At 71.1% G+C, this 24,604-nt stretch carries 20 protein-coding genes and 1 pseudogene; 13 read left to right on the forward strand and 8 right to left on the reverse strand.

Annotation, left to right across the window (positions count from 1 at the left end):
- The first annotated feature begins 68 nt into the window (after window positions 1-68).
- The 8 genes from AB0F13_RS02930 (at window position 69) to AB0F13_RS02965 (ending at window position 8,318) form a co-directional block, all read left to right on the forward strand.
- Complete coding sequence (locus AB0F13_RS02930; protein ID WP_362074049.1) at window positions 69-1,403, forward strand: HEXXH motif-containing putative peptide modification protein; 1,335 nt, start codon at window positions 69-71, stop codon at window positions 1,401-1,403.
- 58 nt (window positions 1,404-1,461) lie between these two features.
- Window positions 1,462-4,479, forward strand: coding sequence for an FxSxx-COOH system tetratricopeptide repeat protein (gene fxsT, locus AB0F13_RS02935; RefSeq protein ID WP_362074052.1), 3,018 nt, complete (start codon window positions 1,462-1,464; stop codon window positions 4,477-4,479).
- Window positions 4,480-5,354: 875 nt separating this feature from the next.
- Window positions 5,355-5,495, forward strand: coding sequence for a hypothetical protein (locus AB0F13_RS02940; protein WP_362074055.1), 141 nt, complete (start codon window positions 5,355-5,357; stop codon window positions 5,493-5,495).
- 67 nt (window positions 5,496-5,562) lie between these two features.
- Entirely contained in the window at window positions 5,563-5,829 is a 267-nt protein-coding gene (locus tag AB0F13_RS02945) for a hypothetical protein (protein ID WP_362074058.1), read from the forward strand.
- Window positions 5,830-6,039: 210 nt separating this feature from the next.
- A complete protein-coding gene (locus AB0F13_RS02950; RefSeq protein ID WP_362074061.1) occupies window positions 6,040-7,290 on the forward strand; it encodes a helix-turn-helix transcriptional regulator in 1,251 nt (416 codons plus the stop codon).
- Window positions 7,291-7,412: 122 nt separating this feature from the next.
- Entirely contained in the window at window positions 7,413-7,733 is a 321-nt protein-coding gene (locus AB0F13_RS02955; protein WP_362074064.1) for a hypothetical protein, read from the forward strand.
- On the forward strand, window positions 7,730-7,981 hold the full coding sequence (locus AB0F13_RS02960; RefSeq protein ID WP_362074067.1) for a DUF6255 family natural product biosynthesis protein: 252 nt from the start codon (window positions 7,730-7,732) through the stop codon (window positions 7,979-7,981). The genes AB0F13_RS02955 and AB0F13_RS02960 overlap by 4 nt, the downstream gene beginning before the upstream one ends.
- A gap of 184 nt (window positions 7,982-8,165) precedes the next feature.
- Window positions 8,166-8,318 (forward strand): hypothetical protein, encoded by a 153-nt coding sequence (locus tag AB0F13_RS02965; RefSeq protein ID WP_362074070.1) that lies wholly within the window; start codon window positions 8,166-8,168, stop codon window positions 8,316-8,318.
- Between the two features lie 53 nt (window positions 8,319-8,371).
- On the opposite strand, the gene AB0F13_RS02970 is transcribed toward AB0F13_RS02965, so the two are convergent.
- The 5 genes from AB0F13_RS02970 to AB0F13_RS02990 form a co-directional block, all read right to left on the reverse strand.
- Window positions 8,372-8,959 carry a Uma2 family endonuclease gene (locus tag AB0F13_RS02970; RefSeq protein ID WP_362074073.1) on the reverse strand — a complete coding sequence of 196 codons (588 nt, stop codon included), beginning with the start codon at window positions 8,957-8,959 and terminating at the stop codon, window positions 8,372-8,374.
- A gap of 179 nt (window positions 8,960-9,138) precedes the next feature.
- Window positions 9,139-12,933 (reverse strand): multifunctional oxoglutarate decarboxylase/oxoglutarate dehydrogenase thiamine pyrophosphate-binding subunit/dihydrolipoyllysine-residue succinyltransferase subunit, encoded by a 3,795-nt coding sequence (locus AB0F13_RS02975; protein WP_362074076.1) that lies wholly within the window; start codon window positions 12,931-12,933, stop codon window positions 9,139-9,141.
- 253 nt (window positions 12,934-13,186) lie between these two features.
- On the reverse strand, window positions 13,187-14,287 hold the full coding sequence (locus AB0F13_RS02980) for a HAMP domain-containing sensor histidine kinase (RefSeq protein ID WP_362074079.1): 1,101 nt from the start codon (window positions 14,285-14,287) through the stop codon (window positions 13,187-13,189).
- Window positions 14,284-15,021, reverse strand: a complete 738-nt coding sequence (locus tag AB0F13_RS02985; RefSeq protein ID WP_362074083.1) for a response regulator transcription factor — start codon at window positions 15,019-15,021, stop codon at window positions 14,284-14,286. Before AB0F13_RS02985 ends, AB0F13_RS02980 begins: the two co-directional genes overlap by 4 nt.
- 88 nt (window positions 15,022-15,109) lie before the next feature.
- Complete coding sequence (locus AB0F13_RS02990; protein ID WP_362074086.1) at window positions 15,110-15,853, reverse strand: spermidine synthase; 744 nt, start codon at window positions 15,851-15,853, stop codon at window positions 15,110-15,112.
- A 222-nt stretch (window positions 15,854-16,075) separates the two neighbouring features.
- Between AB0F13_RS02990 and AB0F13_RS02995 the strand changes: the two genes are divergently transcribed.
- Window positions 16,076-17,104, forward strand: coding sequence for a rhomboid-like protein (locus tag AB0F13_RS02995; protein ID WP_362074507.1), 1,029 nt, complete (start codon window positions 16,076-16,078; stop codon window positions 17,102-17,104).
- On the opposite strand, the pseudogene AB0F13_RS03000 reads toward AB0F13_RS02995, so the two are convergent.
- A pseudogene (locus tag AB0F13_RS03000) lies at window positions 17,000-17,419 on the reverse strand (hypothetical protein); the annotation flags it as partial. The gene AB0F13_RS02995 and the pseudogene AB0F13_RS03000 sit on opposite strands and share 105 nt — an antisense overlap.
- Window positions 17,416-18,285, reverse strand: coding sequence for an NAD(P)-binding domain-containing protein (locus AB0F13_RS03005; protein ID WP_362074089.1), 870 nt, complete (start codon window positions 18,283-18,285; stop codon window positions 17,416-17,418). The gene AB0F13_RS03005 and the pseudogene AB0F13_RS03000, both read right to left, overlap by 4 nt.
- A gap of 131 nt (window positions 18,286-18,416) precedes the next feature.
- On the opposite strand from AB0F13_RS03005, the gene AB0F13_RS03010 reads away from it, so the two are divergent.
- From AB0F13_RS03010 to AB0F13_RS03020, 3 genes are all read left to right on the forward strand, one after another.
- Window positions 18,417-19,421 carry a helix-turn-helix domain-containing protein gene (locus tag AB0F13_RS03010; protein ID WP_362074092.1) on the forward strand — a complete coding sequence of 335 codons (1,005 nt, stop codon included), beginning with the start codon at window positions 18,417-18,419 and terminating at the stop codon, window positions 19,419-19,421.
- A gap of 192 nt (window positions 19,422-19,613) precedes the next feature.
- Window positions 19,614-19,748: a hypothetical protein gene (locus AB0F13_RS03015; protein ID WP_362074095.1), complete on the forward strand. Its 135-nt coding sequence runs from the start codon at window positions 19,614-19,616 to the stop codon at window positions 19,746-19,748.
- A gap of 142 nt (window positions 19,749-19,890) precedes the next feature.
- Window positions 19,891-22,791 carry a M4 family metallopeptidase gene (locus tag AB0F13_RS03020; RefSeq protein WP_362074098.1) on the forward strand — a complete coding sequence of 967 codons (2,901 nt, stop codon included), beginning with the start codon at window positions 19,891-19,893 and terminating at the stop codon, window positions 22,789-22,791.
- A gap of 83 nt (window positions 22,792-22,874) precedes the next feature.
- Here AB0F13_RS03020 and AB0F13_RS03025 read toward each other — a convergent pair whose 3' ends face one another.
- Complete coding sequence (locus AB0F13_RS03025; RefSeq protein WP_362074101.1) at window positions 22,875-23,789, reverse strand: lysozyme; 915 nt, start codon at window positions 23,787-23,789, stop codon at window positions 22,875-22,877.
- A gap of 224 nt (window positions 23,790-24,013) precedes the next feature.
- On the opposite strand from AB0F13_RS03025, the gene AB0F13_RS03030 reads away from it, so the two are divergent.
- The gene (locus tag AB0F13_RS03030; protein ID WP_362074104.1) at window positions 24,014-24,505 is read left to right on the forward strand and encodes a MarR family transcriptional regulator; all 492 of its coding nucleotides are present in this window, start codon (window positions 24,014-24,016) and stop codon (window positions 24,503-24,505) included.
- Window positions 24,506-24,604: the final 99 nt, after the last annotated feature.

Raw genomic sequence — 24,604 nt, forward strand, 5'->3', positions numbered from 1 at the left:
GGGGCGGCGACGGAGGGGACCATGCCGTTCCGGCCATGGAGGCCGGGCCACGGAGAGAGGACGCCCCCATGGCCGCGGAGCGCGCCGGTGCCGGCCCGCCGGGCCCCTGGCCGGCGGCCCTGGCCCGCCTCGCCCGGACCCGCTCCGCCCCCGAGGACGTCGCCCTTCTGCTCGACGGCGCGCACAGCCGGCGGCTGGTGCTGCTCAAGTCCCTGCTGACCCGGCTGGAGCAGCGGCCCGGTGCGGTGCCGGGCGCCGACCGCGAACGCTTCGAGGCGCACTGGCGCCTGCTGGAGCGCGCCGAGGCCCGCCACCCGCGCGCGGTGCGCGACACGCTCGGCTACCCGTCCGTGGGCACCTGGCTCACCCGCGCCCTGACCGCCCCCGACGGGGACGCCCTCGCCCGGTGCCTGGCCCACTTCGGCTCCGTGGCCGCGGCCGCCGCCCTGCGGGCGGGCGAGAGGTTCACCCTGGAGCTGGCGGCCCCCGGCGGCCGGCTCGCGCTGCCCGGCACCGGGCTCGCCGAGACCGGCGCCCCCGCCCTGCGGCTGACCGCCGACGGCCGCACCGCCCGCCTGAGCGCCGGGGGCCACCGCACCGGACCCGTCCTGCTGCGGCTGCCGGGCCGCACCACCGGCACCGGCACCGGCTGGCGGGGCCTGCGCAGGCTGCCCGGCAGCGCCGCCTGCCTCGACGACCTCGACCCCTACCGGGCACCGGCCCAGGGCGTGGGCAGCGCCGCCCTGCCCGCCGCCACCCCCTCGCAGACCGGAGCCGAGCCCTGGGGGCAGCGCTGGAGAGCAGCGCTGGCCCTGCTGCGCGCCGCGGACCGGGCCCGGGCCGCGGAGGTGACCGCACTGCTGCGCTGTGTGGTGCCGTTGGCCCGCCCGGCCCCGCACGGGCCGGCCGGACCGAAGGTGAGCGCGACGTTCCGGGCCGCGCCCGGCGCGGTGTTCGCCACCCTGCCGGACTCGGCGGCGGACTTCGCCGATGTCCTCGTCCACGAGACCCAGCACAGCAAGCTGTCGGTCCTCCACGACCTCGTGCCGCTGCACGAGGCCGGGCCGGGTGAGGTCTACCGGGTGGCCTGGCGCCCGGACCCGCGGCCGCTCGCCGGGGTCCTGCAGGGCACCTACGCGCACCTGGCCCTGGCCGACTTCTGGGCCCGCGCGGCGCTGCGGCGGCCACCGGCGCCCGGCGCCCGGCGTGGCGCCCGCACGCGCCGTGATTCCTACCTCCGACAGGTCGCGGAAGCCCTGCCCATCCTGCTTGAATCGGCTGAACTGACAAAGGCCGGGCGGGAGTTCGTGGTCGGCATGGACCGGCACCTGACGAGTCTGGCGCGGTCCGCCGACCGCCCCACGAGAATAAGCGTTATGTCACCGCGTGGTGACGTACGGTAATCTTGGTGCGTGTCGGCTCCCGGTCGGCGCGGTGCGAAGGAACAAGGGAGACGTGCGGATGGCCACGCAGCGGCAAGCGGCCGGTTCCAGTGCGCAAGGGCAGCCCGGCGAGCACTTCGTCGTCGTCTTCGCCGGTTTCCACCGGCCGTGGGCCACCTGGATCGCCCACCGGCTGGAGAGCCACGGCCACCGCGTCACCCTGCACCGCTGGGACCCGCCCCGCGAAGTGCCGCTGGAGAGCGCGCTCGGCGACCTGCTGCTGGCCTCCGGCCGCATACTGCTCGTGCTCAGCGACTGGTTCTTCCAGCTCGGGCCCCGCCCCGAGGCCGAGTGGAACGAGGCCCTGCGCGGCGTGGTCGCCGCACACGCCGAGCGCTTCGCCGCCGTCAACCTCACCAACCGCGCGCTGCTGCCCGCCACCGCCGTCCTCGAACCCGTCGACCTGTGGAGCGTCGGCGCCCAGGAGGCCGAGCGCCGCCTGCTGGGCCGGCTGGGCCTGCCGCCCGCCCCCGCCCGCCGCCACGTGCCCGCGGCCACCGGCTCCCGCTACCCCAACGACCCCCCGGCCGTCTGGGGCGAGGTCCCCCGCCGCAACGTCCGCTTCACCGGCCGCGACGACCTCCTCAACCGGCTCCAGCAGCAGCTGATGGACGCCGACCACGGCACGGCCGTCGTCACCCTCCTGGGCATGTCCGGCATCGGCAAGACCCAGATGGCCGCCGAGTACGCCCACCGGTTCAGCTCCGACTACGACGTCGTGTGGTGGGTCAACTCCGACACCCGCGGCACCCTGCGCGAACGCCTGGGCGAACTCGCCCCCGAACTGGGCCTGGCCAGCGGCTCCGAGCCCGGCGAGCGCATCCGGGCCGTCCACGAGGCGCTGCGTCGCGGCGATCCGTACGGCCGCTGGCTGCTCGTCTTCGACGGCTGGGACGACATCGACACCGCCGAGGAACTGCTGCCCGAAGGACCCGGACACGTACTGATCACCTCCCGCAACCGCAGCTGGAGCGAGAGCCGGACGAACCTGGTGGAGATCCCCGGGTTCGAACGCCGCGAGAGCACCGGCTACCTGATGCGTCGCGCACCCCGCATCACCGCCGCCCAGGCCGACGAGGTCGCCGCCGAGCTCGGCGACATCCCGCTCGCCCTGGTGCAGGCCGCCGCCTGGCTGGGCGAGTCGGACATGGACGTCCACGACTACCTGCGCATGGTCCGCGACGGCGAGCTGTCCGAACTGACCGGCCAGGGCGGCTTCGACGGCGTCCCGCGCTCCTCCCTCACCTCCTGGTCGATACTGATCAACCGGCTCCGCGACTCCCAGCCGCACGCGGTGGAACTGCTCTCGCTGTGCGCCGCATTCGCCCCCGGCCGCATCCCCATCGGCCTCGTGCGCCACCTCAGGCCCACCGAGCTGCCCGAGGGCATGGACTGGCTCGCCAGCGACCTGGCGGGCTGGACCCGCGCCCTGGACACCCTCGTCAACTACTCCGTGCTCACCCGGGACACCCGCAGCGTCCTCGCCGGCGAGGAACCCGGCCCCGAGCAGGAGTCGGTGCACATGCACCGCATCGTCCACGACATCGTCGCCCGCCTCACCTCGCCCGAGGACCGCAAACTCCACCGCGAGGTCGTACGCCGCACCCTCGCCGCAGCCGACCCCGGCAACGCCCAGGACTCCCGGCTCTGGCCCCGCTACGCCGAGCTGCTGCCCCACCTGGAGCCCTCCGGCGCACTGAGCAGCCGGGACGAACGCGTCCAGGAGACCGTGCTGAACCTGCTGCGCTACTGCTACCGCAGCGGGGAGTTCCGCACCGGCGTCGAGCTGGCCGATCAGGTACGTGCCCACTGGTCGGAGCTCTGCCCGCCGGTCCACCCCCGCATGGTCGAACTCAGCACCCAGCAGGGCAACATCCTGCGCGCCAACGGCGCCTTCCGCGCCGCCTACGAACTCGACCGTCAGCTGCTGGACCGGCTGCGCGCCACCCCCGGCCACGACGGCGCCGGCCTGATGACCGCCACCAGCTGCCTCGCCGCCGACCAGCGCTACCTCGGCCAGTACACCGAGGCCCTCCAGACCCAGCGCGAGGTACTGGACACCGCCCTCGAACTCTTCGGCCCCGACGACTACCTGACCCTGCTCGCCCAGCACAACCTCGGCGCGGGACTACGGCTGCTCGGCCGCTACACCGAGGCCTACGACATCGACCTGGAGACGTTGCGCAAGCGCGAGTCCCTGCTGCGCGCCCGGCACGCCGCCACCCTCGTCTCCGGCATCGCCTGCGCCCGCGACCTGCGGCTGATGGGCCGCTACCGCGACGCGCTGGCCCGCCAGGAGCACGGCATGCGGCTGCACATCCAGGTGCTCGGCCCCCAGCACCCGCAGACCCTGCGGGCCCGGCACAACCTGGTGCTCTGCGAGCGCCGGGCCGGGGCCCTGCAGGACGTCGGCGGCGCCATGGCCAGCCTCCTCGAACAGACCGAGCAGGTCCACGGCCGCGGCCACTACGCCACCCTCGGCCTCGTCGTCGACCACGGCAACCACGCCCGCGAACACGGCGACCTCCAGCAGGCCAGGGACCTCATCACCGAGGGCGAGCACGGCTTCCGCGAACTCCTGGGCCCCGCCCACCCCATCAGCACCGGCATGCTCTCCAACACCGGCCTCATCCTCCAGGCCGCCGGCGAGCGCGGCGAGGCCCTGACCATGTTCGAAGCCGCCCTCGCCGGCCTGTCCGCCACGCTCGGCCCCGACCACCCCTGGGTCCTCGGCTGCGCCCTCAACGCCGCCGGCGGCCGCAACTTCACCGGCCGCCTCGACACCGCCCAGGAACTCAGCCGCGACACCCTGCGCCGCGCCCGCCACGCGCTGGGCGAGGACCACCCCTTCACCCTCTCCTGCGAGGTCGCCCTCGCCATGGACCTGCGCGGCCTGCGCGAACACGAGGAAGCCGGCAAGGTTGAAGCCGACGCCCTCCAACGCCTCACCCGCACCCTGGGCGCCCAGCACCCGCACACGCTCGCGGCACGGCAACGCGTCCGGCCCTACTGGGACTTCGAGCCGTATCTGGGGTGAGCGTGCCGCACGTCCGCCGACGGCGGCTGGTGAAAGCCCGTCCGACTGGGTGGGATGGCCGTCCTTCACGCACGTGCGTCCCTCGACCACGAACGAGTGACGTTCGACCGGGACGCCGGAATACTCCAGCCTTGCATGAAGCGGAGATCGGCAGCTTTGCAAGGAAGCCGAGTGGACTGTCGAATTTCTGGCCGAAATTCTAGGGCTGGGATTCAAACGGGCAGCAACACCCGTGGGGCGAGCTAGTAGGTTGACGATGCCGATAGTAGGTTGATGGGCTTGCGCAGTAAGAGCTGCGCTTACTCGATCGCCCAGCCTGGCGATGAGATGCGGACGACACGCCAGACATGAAACTGGCCATTTAGGCCCTTCGAAAGGTGTGAGGGGAAGGCGTTAGGCCTGTTCCTGTACGTGGCATCGATATATGGCCAGTCCGGTCAGTGTCGCGCGGGCCTATGCTCGCTGGTCAGCCCTGCTCAGCGGCGCTCGCGGCAGCTGGGAACGAGCCAACTCCCTTATGTTTCTTGCCCTTTGATCACCCTGTGGCATAGATTCGACACGCACTCAGCGAAACGGGCAACTGGGGACCGTTCAGCACCGAGGCGGGGGGATAATTTGCGGGAGCCTCATAGGGCAAGAAAGCGTCGCGTTGTCGACGTCTTCGACCGACGTGTTCGGAGTATTTCTCCCACGTCTCACCTGCAAAAGTAGCTATCGAGTAGCCCTGTCGCGCGCAAGTGATCATTCTCCAGAATCGAAGCACTGCCTTCGCTCTTAAATGTCCGCGCCCTAGCTGGCTTTGGCGACCCTCGCAAGGACGCGGACACTCTTCAATCGCTCTGCTGAAGAAGTCTCCTGGACTCTTCAAGGACGCCGTGAAGGCCGCCAAGAAGGGCGCAGGTGCCTTCAACGACTGGGTCAACGGACTGTCCAACTGGAACCCGGTCAAATGGGCCATCAAGGGAGCGCCCAGCGAGCTCCTGTACGAGCTGATCCGCTACCTGGCCGGCATGTAATACCGCTTCTGGCTGCGGTGTCTTCCGACTTCGGAGGGCACCGCAGCCCCCTGCTTGGAGCTGCAGATTGAACAAGACAAGGGAACAGGTCGTCACCGATAATATCTGGGGCGCACCGGCACTGTTCATGATTGCCGCCTTCGTTTGCTTCAACTTCGCGAGTGGTGCGTCGGCCACGAAAGCGGGCTGGATCCTGTACGCATGCGGGTGGGTCCCGGCACTCACAATGCTCACCTGGTGCGCCATCAAGCGGCGCAAGCCCGGTATCGGCGGCGCCGTCAGCTTTTCCCTACTGACTATGTTCGCCCTCGTGTTCTGGCTGACTCATGGCTGATTGCGTACGAGGATGTGACGGAAATTCCTCCGTTGCCTCGTCGCCGCCTTGCCGCTGAGGGCTGCTCGCGCGGGAGATCGGACCTCGCGCTGTCCTCGATCGTCATGCGGTCACACGAGCTCATTCTTTAGCGCTCCCATCACAGCGGGACGCTCGAACACCGAGTCGGTGCGGCCAAGTACCTGGCGGACGTAGCCTCTTGGTGAGGGGATGGTGAAGCTCATGTCGTCAGGGTTGGCAGACAACGTCCGTAAGTTCCGCCGCGCGGTAGGCCTGAGCCAGGAGGGGCTGGCCCATGAGTCGGGCCTCTCCGTCGGTGTTGTGCGCAAGCTCGAACAGGGCGGTGACGCGCGCGTCGAGACGTTGCACGCGCTGGCTCGCGTGCTCGGCGTGACGACGTCGGCCCTGTTCGCGACGGAGGCGCCCCAGCCGGTCGTCGGGGACGAGGCGAACCGGCGGTATCTGGTCGAGCTGCGGAAGGCGTTGATGCCGCCCATCGGGCTCGGCTGTGCGCCTCTCACTGACCTCGGGGAAGCGGTGGATCTGTCCGCACTGCGGAGGGACATCGCCGACATCCATGCGCTTTACCATGCGGACAGGTTCGGCTCCGTCGCCCGCAAGTTGCCGGGCCTGCTGCGAGCCGCCGAGGCCACCGTCTCCACGGTGGAAGGTGAGCAACATCAGCAAGCGATGGTCGTGCGGGCGCATGCGTTGCTGATGGCGGGCAAGTACCTCACGCAAGTACGCCAGTACGACATGGCGTACTTCGCGCTGGCAGAGAGCATCCGGCTTGCCCGCGAGAGCGGTGAGAGGCTCATGGCCACCACCGGGGTGGTCGGCTTGTGCTGGCTCCTTCTGCGGCAGGACCGGTTCGACGAGTGCGAGCAGCTCGCGGCGGCCACGGCGGCGGAGACGGAACCACGCCTCTCGGATGCGAGCGCTGGTCAGCTGGCTGTGTGGGGTGAACTGTGGCTTCGAGTCGCCTCGGCGACCGTGCGCAACAACCGGCCTGACGTCGCCAGGGATGCTCGCAGGATGGCAGGCACGGCGGCTGTCGCACTGGAGAGGGAATTCGCCGTCTTCGGGGAGACGTGGGGACAGTTCGGTCCGGTCACGGCGGAACTGAAGGTGGTCGAAGACCTCTCGATCACGGGTGACGCACGGGGTGTCCTCCGACGCTCCGACGAAGGCGTGCTGAGCCAGAAGTCCGTGAACCACTACGGCAAGCCGAGCCCGCCGAACTGGGGCCGTCACCGGCTCGACGTCGCCAAGGCGCACATCACCCTCGGTTCCCACGAAGACGCGTTGGGCGAGCTGAAGCAGCTTAGGCACAGCTCCGGGCAATGGCTGAAGCATCAGCCCATGGCCCGGTACGTCATGAGCGATCTCCTCAAAACGCGGAAACGAACGCTGACCGAGGAGATGCGAGAGATGGCCTCCCACCTGGGCATCCAGGAGTAACTACCACACAGCGTGGTACTTCCCGTTCAGCCTCCCACCGAACTACCACGCTCCGCGCCTGGTCCGCGGCTTCGCACGCCCATACGTTCCTCGTGAGTCACGAGACGAAAGGCGTTACGCGAATGACGTACCGGAACGGTGCCTACGTCGTGGACATCCGCGACAACAGAATCGCCCAGGTGACCGGGGCCACCGGCAACCGTGTCCAGGTCCAGCGCCCCGGTGGCGGACTGGCTTGGGAAGCCCCCGCCCCCGCGCTGCGGCTGGCCACCCGCGAGGAGCGCAACGCCGCCGGGCTGCGGGCGTACCTCAGCGGATGCGCGGAGTGCGCCGAGCTGGAGGAGGCATGGCGGCAGGCGACGGACGGTGAGCGGCGGCAGGCCGGTGCCGAGGCGCGGGCGCACTGGATCGTCGCGCACGCCACCGTGCGGGAGAACGCATGAGGATCATCGGCCGTCTCGTGAACAAGTGCCTCCACCACGCCGGCTGGACCCGCGCCGATGGCGAGCAGCGCTGCAATGCCTGCGGGACCCGGCGCTTCACCGGCTACGGTGCCCTGCGGCCCCCGGGGCTGCCGCAGGTGCGGACCCCGTCCGACGAGGCCCGCGCCAGGGCAGACCGCTCGGCGGCACTGCTGACCTCGCGCACCGCCTATCACCTCCGCCGGTGGCGGCTGAGCGCCGCCGTGTGAAACAACGGGACCGGGCCCCCACCGTCGAAACGGACGCTGTTGGCGAAGTCCGCCCCGCCGGTCCAGCCGACGGGGCGGAGTGCTGCGAAGTGGGAGGTTCGCGTGGGGGCCAGGGGGGTGCCGGTGAGCCAGGTGTTGAGGCGGGTGAAGTTGATCGGGGCGCCAGTGCAGTGGTGTTGCAGTCGTGCCTGGGCGAGGACCACACGAGGAAGCCGGCAAGGTCGAAGCCGACGCCCTCCAACGCCTGACCCGCACCCTGGGCGCCCAGCACCCGCACACGCTCGCGGCACGGCAGCGGGTACGGCCCTACTGGGACTTCGAGCCGTATCTGGGGTGAGAGGACGGACAGCCGGATCCCCCGGGGCTTCCGTGCCGCCGGCGCGCCGGATCTCAGTCCCGGGGAAACTCGTCAGTGGTCAACGTCAGGCCGAGGACGGTGTCGGTGAGGTCGATCGGGTCGCCGAACTTGATGGCCGGTCCGGTGCGGTACGTGCCGTCCTTGGGTTCCGTGAACAAGTGACACTGGCCGGTGTACGGGTCCACGATCAGGTACACGGACACGCCGGCCCGCGCATAGGCGTCCCTCTTCGGCCCGTAGTCGTTCTTCGCGGTGCCACTGGAGATCACCTCCGCGACAAACACGATGTCCTGGTACTGCCAGTGCCCGTCGGCGTCCTTCGACGCCCCTTCCTTGACCAGGGCAACGTCGGAACAGAACCCGTTCAGATAGCCGGGATAGTCGACACGCACATCATTCTTGACCCGCACTCGGGGGTACTTGGTCCGCAGTTGCTCGACGACGTTCAGGATGATGTCCCAGTGGGTGTCCCGCTGCGGCGACATGTAGATGGCCCCCTCGACGATCTCTACCTTGTAGCCCTCGGGGACGGGCATCCGCTTCAGCCAGTCGAACATCATGTCCAGGCTGAGCTCGTCGCTGTCGGCCATCTCGATCCTGTCGGTCAGCTCGATGGTCACTGTGCGCTCCTCCCCGCTGCCGCTGTTTCTCAGCGGCCGCGCAGTACAACGATAAGCACGGCGGCCGGGACACGCCCGGGGCGCGGCCCCCTCCGGCTCCGTGTGCAGCAAACGGCTCCGGGCCCCCACCGTCGAAACGGTGGGGGCCCGGAGCCGTCGTACTACCGGATCACGCGAGGTCAGGCGTCGAAGACCTCGGCGACCAGTGCCTGCTGCTCCGCCTGGTGGCGCTTGGCCGAGCCGACCGCCGGGGAGGAGGAGTGCGACCGGGAGATCCGGCGCAGTCGCTCGCGGGCCGGGATGTCGGCGCCCACGGCCAGGTCCAGGTGGTCGATCAGGTTGAGCGCGATGAACGGCCACGCACCCTGGTTCGCCGGCTCCTCCTGCGCCCAGATGTACTTCTCGGCGTTCGGGAACTTGGCGATCTCCGCCTGGATCTCCGCACCCGGCAGCGGGTACAGGCGCTCAAGACGGATCAGGGCGGTGTCGGTCGTGCCGCGCTTGTCCCGCTCGGCGACGAGGTCGTAGTAGACCTTGCCGGCACAGAAGACGACCTTGCGGACGTCGTTCGCCTGGACCTTGTCGTCACCGATCACCGGGCGGAAGCCGCCGGTGGTGAACTCCTCCGCCTTCGACGCCGCGGCCTTCAGACGCAGCATCGACTTCGGGGTGAAGACGATCAGCGGCTTGTGGTGCGGGTTGTGGACCTGCCAGCGCAGCAGGTGGAAGTAGTTCGACGGCAGCGTCGGCATGGCGACCGTCATGTTGTTCTGCGCGCAGAGCTGGAGGAAGCGCTCGACACGGGCCGAGGAGTGGTCCGGGCCCTGGCCCTCGTAGCCGTGCGGCAGCAGCAGGGTGACACCAGAGGTCTGGTTCCACTTCTGCTCGGAGGAGGAGATGAACTCGTCGACGATGCTCTGGGCACCGTTGACGAAGTCACCGAACTGCGCCTCCCACAGCACCAGCGCGTCCGGGCGGGCCAGCGAGTAGCCGTACTCGAAGCCCATCGCCGCGTACTCGCTGAGCAGCGAGTCGTAGACGTTGTAACGGGCCTGGTCCTCGGACAGGTACAGCAGCGGGGTGAAGTCCTCGCCGGTCTCCCGGTCGACGAGCACCGCGTGGCGCTGGCCGAAGGTGCCGCGGCGGGAGTCCTGGCCGGCGAGCCGGACCGGGGTGCCCTCCATCAGCAGGGAGCCGAAGGCGAGGGTCTCGCCCATGCCCCAGTCGATGGTGCCGTCCTCGACGCTGGAGGCGCGGCGCTGCAGCTGCGGCAGCAGACGCGGGTGCACGGTGACGCCCTCGGGCAGGTTGACCTGCGACTCGGCGATCCTCTTGATGACCTCCTGGGAGATCGCGGTCTCCACCGGCACCGGGAACTCGGCCTTCGGGACCGGGACCTCGGCGGGGACCGGGACCGTGTTGGCCTCCCGGACCTCCATGAAGACCTTCTCCAGCTGGCCCTGGTAGTCCTGCAGCGCCTGCTCGGCCTCTTCCAGCGTGATGTCGCCACGACCGATGAGGGACTCGGTGTAGAGCTTGCGCACCGAGCGCTTCTTGTCGATCAGGTCGTACATCAGCGGCTGGGTGAAGCCCGGGTTGTCGGACTCGTTGTGGCCGCGGCGGCGGTAGCAGATCAGGTCGATGACGACGTCCTTGTTGAACGCCTGGCGGAACTCGAAGGCCAGCCGCGCGACGCGGACCACGGCCTCCGGGTCGTCACCGTTCACATGGAAGATCGGCGCCTCGATCATCCGGGCGACGTCGGTGCAGTACATCGACGAGCGCGAGGACTCCGGCGGCGCGGTGAAGCCGACCTGGTTGTTGATGACGATGTGCACGGTGCCGCCGGTGCGGTAGCCGCGCAGCTGCGACATGTTCAGCGTCTCCGCGACCACGCCCTGGCCCGCGAAGGCCGCGTCACCGTGCAGCTGGATCGGCAGGACGGTGAAGTCCGTGCCGGCCTTGCCGATGATGTCCTGCTTGGCGCGGGCGATGCCCTCGACGACCGGGTCGACCGTCTCCAGGTGGGAGGGGTTGGCGGCCAGCGAGACGTTGATCTGCTCGCCGTCCAGGCCGGTGAAGACGCCCTCGGCACCCAGGTGGTACTTCACGTCGCCGGAGCCGTGCATCGACTTCGGGTCGAGGTTGCCCTCGAACTCGCGGAAGATCTGCGCGTAGGACTTGCCGACGATGTTGGCGAGGACGTTGAGGCGGCCGCGGTGGGCCATGCCGATCACGCACTCGTCCAGGCGGGCCTCGGCGGCCGCGTCCAGCACGGCGTCGAGCAGCGGGATGACGGACTCGCCGCCCTCCAGCGAGAACCGCTTCTGGCCGACGTACTTCGTCTGCAGGAACGTCTCGAACGCCTCAGCAGCGTTCAGCCGGCGCAGGATGCGCAGCTGCTCTTCGCGCTCGGGCTTGGAGTGCCCGCGCTCGACCCGGTCCTGGATCCACTTGCGCTGCTTGGGGTCCTGGATGTGCATGAACTCGATGCCGGTGGTGCGGCAGTACGAGTCGCGCAGCACGCCCAGGATGTCGCGCAGCTTCATCAGCGACTTGCCGGCGAAGCCGCCGACCGCGAACGACCGCTCCAGGTCCCACAGGGTGAGGCCGTGCTCGGTGATGTCCAGGTCGGGGTGCTTGCGCTGGCGGTACTCCAGCGGGTCGGTGTCGGCCATGACGTGGCCGCGGACCCGGTAGGAGTGGATCAGCTCGAAGACGCGGGCGGCCTTGGTGACGTCGTCGTCGTGCGAGGCGTCGATGTCCTTGAGCCAGCGGATCGGCTCGTAGGGGATCCGCAGCGCCTCGAAGATCTCGTCGTAGAAGCCGTTCTCGCCCAGCAGCAGCTGGTTCATGATCCGCAGGAACTCGCCGGAGGCGGCGCCCTGGATCACGCGGTGGTCGTACGTCGAGGTCAGCGTCATGACCTTGGAGATGCCCAGCTTGTTCAGGGCGTCCTGCGAGGTGCCCTGGAACTCGGCCGGGTAGTCCATGGCGCCCACGCCGATGATCAGACCCTGGCCGGGCATCAGACGCGGCACGGAGTGGACCGTGCCGATGCCGCCGGGGTTGGTCAGCGACGCGGTGACCCCGGTGAAGTCGTCCATCGTCAGCTTGTTGTTCCGGGCGCGGCGGACGATGTCCTCGTACGCCTGCCAGAACTCGAAGAAGTTGAGGGTCTCGGCCTTCTTGATGGCCGCGACCACGAGCTGACGGTCGCCGTTCGGCTTGACCAGGTCGATCGCCAGGCCGAGGTTGACGTGCTCGGGCTTGACGAGGGTCGGCTTGCCGTCCTTCTCCGTGAAGGAGTGGTTCATCGACGGCATCAGCTTCAGCGCCTGCACCATGGCGAAGCCGATGAGGTGCGTGAAGGAGACCTTGCCACCGCGGGCGCGCTGCAGGTGGTTGTTGATGACGATGCGGTTGTCGAACAGCAGCTTCACCGGGACGGCGCGCACGGACGTGGCCGTGGGCAGCTCCAGCGAGGCGTTCATGTTCCTGGCGACCGCGGCGGAGGGACCGCGCAGCGTCACCAGCTCCGGGCCGGCGGCCGGCTCGGCCGGCTTGGCGGCGGGCACCGGCTTGGCGACCGGAGTCTTGGCCACGGGCTTCGCCGCCGGCGGGGCGGCCGGGGCCGCCTTCGCGGGAGCGGCCGGGGCCTGCGCCGGGGCGGCCGGGGCCGCGCTCGGCTGCGCGGCGGCCGGAGCCGCCGCGGCGGGCTGCGCGGGCGCAGCGGGAGCTCCGGGGGCTTGGCCCCCGGTCACCGGCTGCGGCGGCGCGGCCGCCGCAGAGCCCGGCTTGTAGTCGGCGAAGAAGTCCCACCAGGCTCGGTCGACCGAGTTCGGGTCCTGGAGGTACTGCTGGTAGATCTCGTCGACGAGCCACTCATTGGGACCGAACACGTCGGCAGGGCTCTTGCCCTGCCCCTCCTGCTCGGTCGAGACGCTCGAGGTGTTGGGGGACTGTGGCGACACGGCGGCAACCGCCCTCTTCCGCTTCCTAAGGTGGTGGACAGCGGGAATAAAGGCTACGCCTGTCGGGACCTTAGATGCAGGCCACCCGGGCCAGTCGTCGCCTAAGTCACACTCTGCCTCGGGTTTCGGGGCATGGCCAGCCGGGAAAAGCCGGAGGTTCCGTGCCTCCCGGACTCTCCCGGGTTCGCCGAAGCCTGCCCCAGCACCCGGTTGGATGTGTGCTCCCGCCACCGACCCTACGTCAAGTCTGATCTCAAGGTCCGCCCGGAAGAGTGACCCGGATGCGGCAGCCCCGCGGTGACTCGGCCACCCCGATGCTCCCGCCGTGCAGGTCGACCGCCCAGCGCGCGATGGCCAGGCCCAGGCCCGTACCGCCGTCGCTGCCCGGCCCCTGCGGTCCGTACGGGCCACGGTTGAAGCGCTCGAAGACCCGGTGCCGCTCGGCCTCCGGGATGCCGGGCCCCTCGTCGAGGACCTCCAGGGCCAGCGACTGCGCTCCCTCGCCCCGGCGCGCGCGTACGGTCACCCGGCCGTGCGGGGGGCTGTGCTTGACGGCGTTGTCCACCAGATTGGCGACCACCTGGTGCAGCCGTTCGGCGTCCGCGTGCGCGGTCAGCTCCGGCGGGGAGACGTCCAGGTGCAGATGGACGTCCTTGCGGGCGCGCGGGGACGAGCCGCTGCCGCAGGCCATGCTCGCCTCCTTCAGGACGCCGGCCAGGTAGGGCCACACCTCGAAGCGCCGGGCGCGCAGCGGCACCACACCGTTGTCCAGCCGGGAGAGGTCCAGCAGCTGCTCCACCAGACGGCCCAGCCGTTCGGTCTGGCGCAGCGCGGTGCGCATCGTCTCCGGGTCGGCGGCGGAGACCCCGTCCACCACGTTCTCCAGCACGGCCCGCAGCCCCGCGATGGGGGTGCGCAGCTCGTGCGAGACATTGGCGACCAGCTCCTTGCGGTGGGTGTCCACCGCCTGCAGATCCGCCGCCATCCGGTTGAAGGCGATGGCCAGGTCGCCGAACTCGTCCCGCCGTGCGGCCCGCACCCGCCGGGTGTAGTCCCCCTGTGCCATCGAACGGGTGACCTCGGTCATCTCGTCCAGCGGAGCCGTCACGCCGTGCGCGACGAACTGGGTGATCAGCAGCGACGCGATGATCGAGAAGACGGTGATCACCCGGATCTCGGTCGCCGAGTGCAGGGCGACGAAGACCAGCAGGGTCGTGATCACCACGGAACCGATGACGAGCGCGCCCAGCGCCGCCTTCACCGAGCGGTACGGGTCCAGCGGGCGCAGGGCCTCCCAGACGCGGGCGCGCAGGCTCGGCGGCGGCGGCTCGTCGCCGGACAGGGAACCGGTCATGCCGCCGGGGTCTCCAGTGCGTAGCCGACACCGTGGACCGTGCGGATCCGCTCGGCGCCGATCTTCCGGCGCAGCGCCTTGATGTGGCTGTCCACGGTCCGGGTGCCGGAGGCGTCGGCCCAGTCCCACACCTCGGCCAGCAGCTGCTCGCGGGAGAGGACCGCCCGTGGGGTGTTGGCCAGGCAGACCAGCAGGTCGAACTCGGTCGGCGTCAGGTGCACGTCCGCGCCGCGCACCCGCACTCTTCGCTGCGCGTGGTCGATCTCCAGTTCCCCCAGACGCAGGATGCCGCTGCGCGGCGTGTGCGCGGCCAGCGTCGCCCGCTCCACCCGGCGCAGCAGGACGTGCACCCGGGCCGCCAGCTCGCGCATCGAGAACGGCTTGGTCATGTAGTCGTCCGCCCCGACGCCCAGCCCGACCAGCATGTCGGTCTCGTCGTCGCGCGCGGTCAGCATCAGTACCGGCACCGGCCGCTGGGCCTGCACTCTGCGGCAGACCTCCAGGCCGTCGAAGCCGGGCAGCATGACGTCCAGGACCAGCAGGTCCGGCTGCCACGCCTCCGCCGTGTCGACGGCCGAGGGCCCGTCCCCGGCGGTACGTACGTGAAATCCCTCGGCCCGCAGTCGGGCCGCGATGGCGTCGGTGATCGTCCTGTCGTCCTCGACGATCAGTACCCGGCGCTGTGCCCCCGCAGAGGCTGCGGCGCCGCTCGGGCCGATGTGTGTCTGCTCCATGCGCCCGCCCCTAGCGTCTTCCCGTAGCGCTTTCGCTACCAGTCCTGCAGGTGTGCAAGGCAGGGTACGGGCACCCGGCGCAGCTCGGCTACGCGGCACAGATGCCGAGGTGGACGACGTCGGGGACGCCTCGGGCAACGGTGATCTCTTCAGTAATTACCCCGGCGAATCCGGCATTCCGGAGGGCTTGTTCGAATGCGGGGGAGGGTTGCGCGGACCAGACGGCGAGTACGCCGCCGGGCGTCAGGCGCGCCCGGCAGGCCGCGAGGCCGGCGGGGGAGTACAGGCCGGCGTTGCCGTCGGTGACGGTCCAGGCGGGGCCGTTGTCGATGTCGAGGCAGAGCGCGTCGTAACGGGGTCCGGGCCCGTGCACGTACGCGACGAGGTCGGCGTGGACGATGTCGGTGCGGGCGTCGGCCAGCGCCTGCCCCGAGATCGCGGCCAGCGGGCCGGTGCGGTGCCAGTCGATGACCGCGCCCTCGCGTTCGACGACCGTGATCCGGCCCCAGCGCGGTTCGGCGGCCGCCCTGGCGAGTGAGAAGCCGACGCCGAGGCCCCCGATCAGCACGGACGGCGCCGGGCGGTCCATGGGCAGCGCGGCGAGGGCGGCGTCGGCGAGCAGGCGCTCGGAGCGGCCGTCGGCGGTGTCCATCAGGAAGCAGCCGTTGGCGATGATCTCGTAGTGCGCTCCCCGCCGCCGCAGCACGACCTCGCCGTGCGGACCGTCGCGCCGCTCGACGACGACGGGCGCCTCGCCGGCGCCGTGCCGCACCGGACCGGACGGTTCCTCGTCATGGCGGTCATCGCCGTACCGGACACTCGGGACAGTCATGCGGTCCTCCTGAAGTCGTCGGTCACCCGGCCGACGCGGCACCGCGTCAAGAGGTTGACAAGGGTGACCGGAGTCACGGCCAGAGGTTGATTCGGCGGCTGCTCGTGCACCTTAATGTTCTCGTGCGGACGGGCGGGAACGGCTGCCCGGAGAGCCCGGTAAGTGTGCGGAAAGGGGCTTGGCCGAGTGAGTCCGGTTGACGCCGACGTGAACGCCGACGCGGTGCCCGCTGCCCCCGCGGGCCGCGCCCGCCGTGCGCTCGCAGCGCTCCGCCGGCTGCTGCCCACGCCGGCCGGGACGCCCTTCACCTTCGTCTACGCCCTGATCCTGCTCGGCACCGCCGTCTACGCCGACCTCGGCGACGAGGCCACGGTCGCCCAGCTGCTCCGCGACTCCAGCACGGACGCGGCGCATCTCGCCGAGAGCCCGCTGTTCGTCCTGCTCGCCAGTGCGCTGTGGGTCGCGGGCGGCCTGTACTCCGCGTACGGCGTGGCCTTCGTGTTCGTCCTCACCGCGCTGGAGCGCCGCGTCGGCGGGGCCCGCACGGCCGGGGTCTTCCTCCTCGGGCACGTCCTGGCCACGCTGGCCACGGAACTGCCCGTGGCGGGCGCAGTCGCGGCCGGGCAGCTGCCGGAGGCCGCGCTGCACCGCCTCGACTACGGCATCAGCTTCGGCCTGATGGCCTGCGTCGGCGCCCTGTCCGGGCTGCTGCGGCCGGGCGGCAAGTGGGCCCTGCTGGGCGTGGCCGGCGCGATGTGCGCCCAGGACCTGATCGAGCTCGTCGACCCGCTCTCCAGCTGGGGCCACCCCATCGCCCTCCTGACGGGGCTGGCCTGCCTGCCGCTCGTCCGCGAGGGCGCCCGCCGGACGGCCCGGCCCGACGACGCGGCGGGCGCTGCCGCCTCAGCGGACGCTGCCGTCCCACTGCCACTGTTGCCGCCGTGGCTGCCCCGGCAGTATGTCCCGCCCCGTGCACCACAGGAGGGTGCGGCCGGCGGCGTGGCCGTCCGGGGCGCCGGGGAAGAGCCGGCGGACGGCGGGCGCGCAGAGCCCGTCGGGCGGATTCCAGCCGAGTCCGAGGCCCCGCGCGATGTCGTGGGTGTGGACGACGGTCTCCACCACGCCCATGGCGGCGAAGCCGGGCCCGTCGGCGTGGCCCCACGGGTGCCACGCCCGGTCCCCCGGCCCCGCGCCGCGGACGGTGGCGGCGAGGAGCGACGCCGCGATGCGGATGCCCTCCAGTCGCGCTGAGACCGGGGCGCCCGGGTCCAGCGAGGCGAACAGCGCGATGTAGCGGTCGGTGGGCCTGGCGGTCAGCAGCCCCGCGTAGCCGACGAGGCCGAGCGCCAGGTGGTCGAGGGTGGCGTGGCAGGACCAGTCGAGACCCCCGGCGGGCCGCGACCAGTCCCCGTCGGCGCCCGCCTCCAGAAGGGCCGTGCACTCCTCGGCCGCCGCGATCACGAGCGCGGCCCACGAGGCCGTGCTGAGCCCGTCGCCGGTCGGTGCCGGTGCCAGTGCCGCTGCCGGTGCCGGTGCCAGTGCCGCTGCCGGTGCGGGCGCCGTCATGCCCGGCCCCCGTCGCGTACGACCTCGATCAGCCGGGCGTAGCTGTCGCCGCCGTGACCCGCCGCGACGGCCTTGGCGGTGAACGCCTTCAGCAGCTCCGGCAGCTCGACGTCCAGGCCGCGGGCCTCGCTCGCGTGCACGAGGTGGTCCATCGTCGCGAGGTGGATGTCGAGGGTGGCGTCGGCGCCCGGGTAGCGGCCCGCGTCGATCTGGGGCGCGTACGTGTTCATGAAGCCCGTGACGGCCGTGAGCCAGCGGATCGCCACCGGCGTGAACGCCGCCGCGCTCACCTGCTCGGAGCCGGTCAGCGCCGCGCCGTGCAGCCAGCCGCTCAGCGCCGACCACATCAGGCCGAGCAGCGCCGTGTCGTACAGCGAGGCGAGCCCCGCGTCGGCGCCGAGGTCCACCGGGTCGGCCAGGCTCGCCAGCGTGTCCCGGTGCGCGGCGAAGGCGTCCGGCGAGCCGCTGCACAGCAGCATGAACTCGGTGCTCCCGATGCCCGGCGGGGTCGTCATGACCGCCCCGTCGAGGTAGCCGGCGCCATGCCCCGCGGCCCACGCGGCCGTCTCGCGGGCCTGCTCCGGCGAGCCGGAGGTGAGGTTGACGAGCGTGCGCCCCGCCAGGGCGTCGGCGACGGGGCCGAGAACGGCGTGGGCGGCGTCGTAGGTCGTCACGCAGACCACGACGAGCTCGCTCGCGGCGACGGCCTCGCGGGGCGACCGCGCGCGGACGGCGCCCCGGGCGGCGAGGGCGTCGGCCTTGGCGGCCGAGCGGTTCCAGACGGTGGTGGGGTGGCCGGCGGCCAGGAACGCGTCCGCCAGTGCGGAGCCCATCCGGCCGAGGCCGAGAACGGTGACAGCAGTCATGGGGTTGCTCCCGTGGGTCATGAGGGTTTCTCCCGTTGTTGATCAAGTGGGACCACGCTCGCACCGCCCGCCGGCCCCCGACAGTGGCAGGAGTGACACGCACCGAAAGATTCCTGCCATAGGCTGCCGCCATGAGCGCCGGTTCCGTGGCAGTGGTCGTGATCGATGACGACGTCCCCTTCTGGGACCTGTACGAGCTGGGCGTGGTCTGCACGGTCTTCGGCATTCCGCACCACGATTTGGCCGATCCCTGGTACGACCTGCGGCTCTGCTCGGCAGGAGCGACCGGGGCGCAGGGGCCGGCCGGTGCGGGCGGCTTCGCGCTGCGTACGCCGCACGGCCTGGACGGGCTGGCCGGCGCGGACACCGTGATCATCCCCTCGGTGCCGGAGGCCTGCATCGACGGCGACCGGGAGCTGCCCCCGGATCTCCTCACCGCGCTGCGCCGGGCCGCCGATGCCGGCGCCCGCATGGTGTCCCTGTGCGCGGGCGCCTTCGCGCTCGCGGCCGCCGGGATCCTCGACGGCCGCCGCGCCACCGCCCACTGGATGCACACCGAGGAGCTCGCGCGGCGCCATCCCCGCGTCGACATCGACGACTCGGTCCTCTACGTCGACGACGGCGACGTGCTCACCAGCGCCGGGGTCACCGCCGGGCTCGACCTGTGCCTGCACCTGGTCCGCCGCGACCTGGGCGCGCATGTCGCCAACCAGCTGGCCCGCCGCCTCGTCGTGCCCGCGCACCGGCCCGGCGGTCAGGCCCAGTTCGTCGACCTGTCCGTGCCCGCCACCGACGACGACGGCCTCGCGCCCGTCCTGCAGTGGGCCACCGCGCACCTGGACCGGCCGCTGACCGTCGGCGACCTGGCCCGCCGGGCCGGGATGAGCCCGCGCACCCTCTTCCGGCGGCTGCAGGCGGCCACGGGCGCGACGCCGCTGCAGTGGTTGCTCACGCAGCGCCTCGCCCGCGCCCAGTCGCTGCTGGAGTCGACGCCGCTGCCGGTGGAGCGGATCAGCGAGCTGAGCGGGCTGGGTACGGGGGCGAACCTGCGCCGGCACTTCTCGCTGCACTTCGGGGTGACGCCGACGGACTACCGGCGGTCCTTCCCGGGCGGCGCGACCGAGCGCCCCGCTTGATCGCTCACAGCGAACGCGGGGGCGGGGGCGGGGCGGGGACATCGGGACGGCCGCACGCATTGAGCAATGCACTGAGTCGATGTAGGCACGCTCGACGTCCACCCGGTCCCGGACGTCGGTCAGGTCCTGGAGCCGGCCCTGACGGCGGCCACGACCGCCGAGAAGGCCGCCTACGCCGCCGGTGAGATTCCGGTGTACCTGATCGCGGACCCGTACACCGGGCAGTGCCACGCGCACACGCAGCCCAAGGACGGCGAATACCGCACCGACCGAACCCTCGACTTCGGCGATCCGTTCGTGAGCGGGCTCAAGCGCGCACAGGCGTAGTCGGCTCGGCCGCGGCGGCGCCCGCCGGGCGGAGGTAGATCGCACCCTTCCGGTTCCTTCGCAACCCCGCCCATCGCCTTTCGGCCGAAAGGCGCCCCCCGAAACGCACACCCCATTGATCGGTCCCCGGCACGCCTGTTGCATGTCCCCCGACCAAAGATGTTCCGGTGTTCCGGCACGTACGGAGGGGGAATCCTTGCGTAAGCCCAGAGCTCGTTCAGGAAGACCGACTGCGAAGAGCGGGATAGCAGGGGCGGCGGCGCTGATTGGCGCTGCCGCCCTTGTCGTCTCCACGGTGCCCGCTCAGGCGCTCGCGGCGCAGAAAGGCACGGACCCCGCCGAGGTGATTCCGGGGAAGGGAACCTCCACCCCTTCCCTCGTGGACGGCATCCGGGAGGGCGCGAAGGCCGGCGGGAGCGCCGCCGACGCGGCGCGCGGACACCTCGCGGACAAGCACAGCCGATACCGCATCGCCGATCCGGGCCGTGATCTGAAGCCCTTGCAGACGCTCACGAGCGGGGCGTCGGAGACGGTGCGGCTTCAGCAGAAGCACCACGGCATCGACGTGCTGGGCGGCCAGTACGTCGTCCGGATGGAGAAGAAGGACGGCAAACGGGTCGTCACCGGCACCTCCGGCACGTACTTCACCGGCCTGAAGGCCGACACGAAGGCGGAGGTCGGCGAGGAGCTGGCGGTGCGGCGGGCCGTCGGTGCGACGCTCGCGGGGATCGGCGGCAGGAAGCTGGGCAGGAACGACATCGCCACCCCGCAGGGCGGGAAGACCAAGGCGGCGGCGTCGCTCACCGGCACGGCACGCGGCCTGGTCGTGCTGCCCAAGGGCGCGGGGGTACTCGCCCACCACGTCACCGTCCGCGGCTCGGACCCCGCCACCGGCCGGCCCGTGCTGCGCGAGGTCTACATCGACGCCAAGGCCGGCTTCCCGGTCCTGCAGTACAGCAGCATCAAGACCTTCGGCACCGCCAAGGCGCCCGCGGCGGGGCAGACGGCGGCCCGGCAGGCGGGCGACGGCAAGGCGCCCGCGGCCGGTGACCGCCACCCGGGGGTCGCCGGGTCCGGTGTCAAGTACGACGGCACCACTGTTGAGCTGGGCCTGTACTTCGACACCGCCCGCGGCGAGTACGTCATGCGCGACTCCTCGCGGATGTGGGACTCGAGCAAGAACGTGCTGGCCACCTGGGACGCGCGCGGCAAGGACGTCATGGAGACGTCCGGCCGCTGGCCCGAGGGGATCAAGGAATTCGGCTCCAAGGGGCCGCAGTTCCCCAAGGAGGCCACCGAGGCGGGTGCGGTCGACGCGCACTGGGCCGCCGGCAAGGTCTACGACTACTACAAGAAGGTGCACGGCCGGGACAGCCTGGACGGCCGCGGTACGGCCGTCAACTCCCTCGTCGGCGTCGACCACTTCGGAATGCCGTACGTCAACGCCTTCTGGGACGGCACCAAGATGGTGTACGGCTCGGGCGACGAGGAGTACAAGTCGCTCGCCGCCGACCTCGACGTCGTCGGCCACGAGATGACGCACGGCGTCGTCGAGAACACCGCCAACCTCGTCTACGCCGGCCAGTCGGGCGCCCTCAACGAGGCGATCGCCGACTACTTCGGCAACGCCATCGCCGTGGACGCCGCCGGGATGTCCATGGACGACCCGAACGCGGGCCTGCTCGGTGGCGACCTGTGCCGCAGGAAGTCCCCGCGCGAGTGCGCGTTCCGCGACCTCAACGACGGTGCGACGACGTCCAGGAACTTCCTGGGCGTCGGCTTCGCCAACGACTCCGGCGGCGTCCACCTGAACTCCACGATCTTCTCGGGCGCCCTGTGGGACATCCGTGAGGACGTCGGCCGCACCCTCGCCGACAAGATCGCCTACAAGGCGCTGTCGGAGTACATGACCCCGCTCGACGGCTTCACCGAGGGCCGTAACGCGGTCATCGCCGCCGCCAAGGCCCTCAAGGTCTCCGCCAAGGACCTGAACACCGTCAAGCGGTCCTTCAACGCCCATGGCATCGTCCCCAACTGGGAACAGGCCCTCGGCGTCGACACCGACCTGCTCTTCGGCAGGCTCAACACAGCCGACACCGGCGTGGGCGCGGGCGGCGGCTGGTGGGCCACCTCCAGGTCCAACGACGACGGCACCGAGGCCTACTCGGTCTACGCCGGCCGCACGGACGGCAAGGGTGCCCCGAAGCTGATGAGCCCCAACGACGGGCGCTACCACATCGAGCCCGCCACCGACGGCAAGAGCGTGGTGTGGCTGGCCTACGGGCCCGCGGGCACGGACGTGCTGTCCCGGCCGCTGGCCGGCGGCCCGGTCAAGAAGCTGCACAGCACCACCGACACCGTCCGCGGCCTGCGGGTCGACGGAGCGGTGGTGGCCTTCGAGGCGACGGACGGCCTCGGCTCCCGGCACGTGGGCTACCTGCGCACCGGCGACAAGCAGCCGGCCTGGGTGGACGACCGCCGCGAGGAGGTGGGTTCGGCCCAGCCGTCCCTCAGCGGTGACCGGCTCGCCTACGCCAAGATCTACCCCGAGGGCGACACGTACCGGATGGGCGTCGAGGTCCTGGACCTCAGGACCGGCCAGAAGAAGCTGATGAACCAGCTCGGCACGCCCGAGGGCATCGGCGCGACGGCCATCACCGGCAAGCACGTCTACTGGATCGCCGACGAGGTCGTCGACGAGGGCCAGACGGCGGTACGGCGTGCGAATCTCGACGGCACGGGCACGGCCGACATCAGCAAGGAGAAGGGCGCCGACGCGCTGTACGCCTTCGACCTCACCGCCTCCGACGACGCGGTGACCGTCTCCGCGCAGCTGCCGGACTCCTCGTACCGCAACGAGACGATGGCCAAGCTGTGGCAGTTCGGCACGGACGCCACCCCCTCGCGGGCGCGGGTCTCCTGCAACCGCGGCGAGCAGGTCTGGGCCGCGGCGGCCGGCGGCCGGCAGGTGGTGTGGATCGACGGCACCACCGGCTACACGGACCTGGTCACCCGCAACCGCCCGGCGGGCAGCTGCGGCTGACGGATCCGGCGCGTTCAGGTGAACGAACCGGGCCCCCGGCGCCGATGTGCCGGGGGCCCGGTGTCCTTTCGGGGTGGACCCGGTCAGCCGTACGCGAGTGACTTCAGCCTGCTGAACGAGCCGTTGAAGCGGTCGTGGTCGCCGACCGTCGGGCCCGTGTCGGTGTACTGCCAGAAGGTGTAGAAGCCCCAGCCGGCCGGGAGCTCACCGGAGGAGGAGCCGTAGCGCGGCACCCACAGCGGGTTGTACTTGCCGAAGCCGCCGTAGTTGCCGGTGCACTTCTTCCACCAGGTGGTCGAGGTGTAGATCACCGCGTCGCGCCCGGTGTGCGACCGGTAGGTGTCGAGGAAGTCCCCGATCCAGTCGATGAGCCTGCCCGTGCCCATGCCGTAGCAGGTGTCGCCGTAGGGGTTGTACTCCATGTCGAGCACGCCCGGCAGCGTCCAGCCGTCGTCCGTCCAGCCACCGCCGTGGTCGACGAAGAAGTCGGCCTGCGCGGCTCCGCTGGAGTTGCCCGGCAGCGCGAAGTGGTACGAGCCCCGGATCATGCCGGCGTTGTAGGGGCCGTTGTACTGCTGCGCGAAGTAGGGGTTGGTGTAGCTCGTCCCCTCGGTGGCCTTGGTGTAGGCGAATCTGACGCCGCTGTTCCACAGCTTCGACCAGGAGACGTTCCCGTTGTGGCTGCTGACGTCCACGCCTTCGACCGTGGTGCTCCGCGAGGGGCCGGCCGACGGGAGGCCGGGCAGCGGGAGGTCGGGGACCGGGAGGCCGGGCAGTGACGAGCCCTTGGCTCCCGGGCCTCGGTCGCCCTCGTGGGAGCGGACGGTGGAGCCCATCCAGTCGCGCTCGGGGTGGCTCGGGCGGCTGTTGTTTCCGGCCACCGCCGCGGCGGTTCCGGGGAGGGAGACGAGCAGGGTGAGTACGGTCAGCAGGGAGAGGAGGAAGGCCGCCGCTGTGGGGGGATGCGGACGGCCCGGGCCGGAGTGGTGCTCGGGCATGAGGTGCCTCCGAGGCCATGGTGGGGGGAGGGTGCGGGGGAGTTCAACGGTCACCGCATTGGTATGACCATGTCATTTATCAAGCTACGGGCGTAGACGCGGCCCGCGATAGGGACCCGGGGTGCTGCCGTTGGTCTACTCCTGCGAAATACTGACGGAGCTGCGGCTACCCGCCGCGGCAGCACGAATTTTTCAGCGGCTGAAAAAGCAGGAGAGGGCCCCCCGTGCACGAGACCAGTACCCCGCCTCCCGAGGAGGGCGGTCCGAGCGTCGGCTGCAGTGGTGTGGACCAGGGCTTCCTCGCCCTGGAGCGAGAGCTGGCCGTCTTCCTGCGCCGCGCCCGCGCCTCCTCCGGCGAACTGGCCCGCGAAGTCCATCCCGATCTGGAGCCGGCGGCCTACGGGCTGCTCGTCCGCCTTGAGGAGACCGGCCAGCAGCGGGCCACCGACCTCGCCGCCTACTTCGGCGTCGGCAAGGCGACCATGAGCCGTCAGCTGCGCGCCCTGGACGAACTCGGCCTCGTCACCCGCGATCCGGACCCCGCCGACGGCCGCGCCTCCCTCGTCCAGATCACCGAGGAGGGCCGCGCCCGCTTCACCCGCGTGCGCGACGCCCGCCGCGCCCAGTACATGAGCAAGCTCGCCGGCTGGGACCGTACCGAGGTCGCCGAGCTCGCCCGCCTGCTCCACCAGCTGAACGAGCGCGCCGAGTCCTGAGCCGGGTCCCGCGGGCGGCCCGGGGCGAGGGCGGCCGCGGCCCCGCGCGGGGGCCCTCGCGTGACCCGGCGTCACACGGCCCGCCGCCGAGTGGGGTAC

The organism is Streptomyces sp. NPDC026206, from assembly GCF_040638465.1.
GTDB lineage: Bacteria > Actinomycetota > Actinomycetes > Streptomycetales > Streptomycetaceae > Streptomyces.

Excerpts from the sequence above, each read along its gene's own strand:
- AB0F13_RS02930 (WP_362074049.1), top strand. The coding sequence starts at position 69 with ATGGCCGCGGAGCGCGCCGGTGCCGGCCCGCCGGGCCCCTGGCCGGCG.
- fxsT (WP_362074052.1), top strand. The coding sequence starts at position 1,462 with ATGGCCACGCAGCGGCAAGCGGCCGGTTCCAGTGCGCAAGGGCAGCCC.
- AB0F13_RS02950 (WP_362074061.1), top strand. The coding sequence starts at position 6,040 with ATGGTGAAGCTCATGTCGTCAGGGTTGGCAGACAACGTCCGTAAGTTC.
- AB0F13_RS02955 (WP_362074064.1), top strand. The coding sequence starts at position 7,413 with ATGACGTACCGGAACGGTGCCTACGTCGTGGACATCCGCGACAACAGA.
- AB0F13_RS02960 (WP_362074067.1), top strand. The coding sequence starts at position 7,730 with ATGAGGATCATCGGCCGTCTCGTGAACAAGTGCCTCCACCACGCCGGC.
- AB0F13_RS02980 (WP_362074079.1), bottom strand. The coding sequence starts at position 14,287 with ATGACCGGTTCCCTGTCCGGCGACGAGCCGCCGCCGCCGAGCCTGCGC.
- AB0F13_RS02985 (WP_362074083.1), bottom strand. The coding sequence starts at position 15,021 with ATGGAGCAGACACACATCGGCCCGAGCGGCGCCGCAGCCTCTGCGGGG.
- AB0F13_RS02990 (WP_362074086.1), bottom strand. The coding sequence starts at position 15,853 with ATGACTGTCCCGAGTGTCCGGTACGGCGATGACCGCCATGACGAGGAA.
- AB0F13_RS03005 (WP_362074089.1), bottom strand. The coding sequence starts at position 18,285 with ATGACTGCTGTCACCGTTCTCGGCCTCGGCCGGATGGGCTCCGCACTG.
- AB0F13_RS03010 (WP_362074092.1), top strand. The coding sequence starts at position 18,417 with ATGAGCGCCGGTTCCGTGGCAGTGGTCGTGATCGATGACGACGTCCCC.
- AB0F13_RS03020 (WP_362074098.1), top strand. The coding sequence starts at position 19,891 with ATGTCCCCCGACCAAAGATGTTCCGGTGTTCCGGCACGTACGGAGGGG.
- AB0F13_RS03025 (WP_362074101.1), bottom strand. The coding sequence starts at position 23,789 with ATGCCCGAGCACCACTCCGGCCCGGGCCGTCCGCATCCCCCCACAGCG.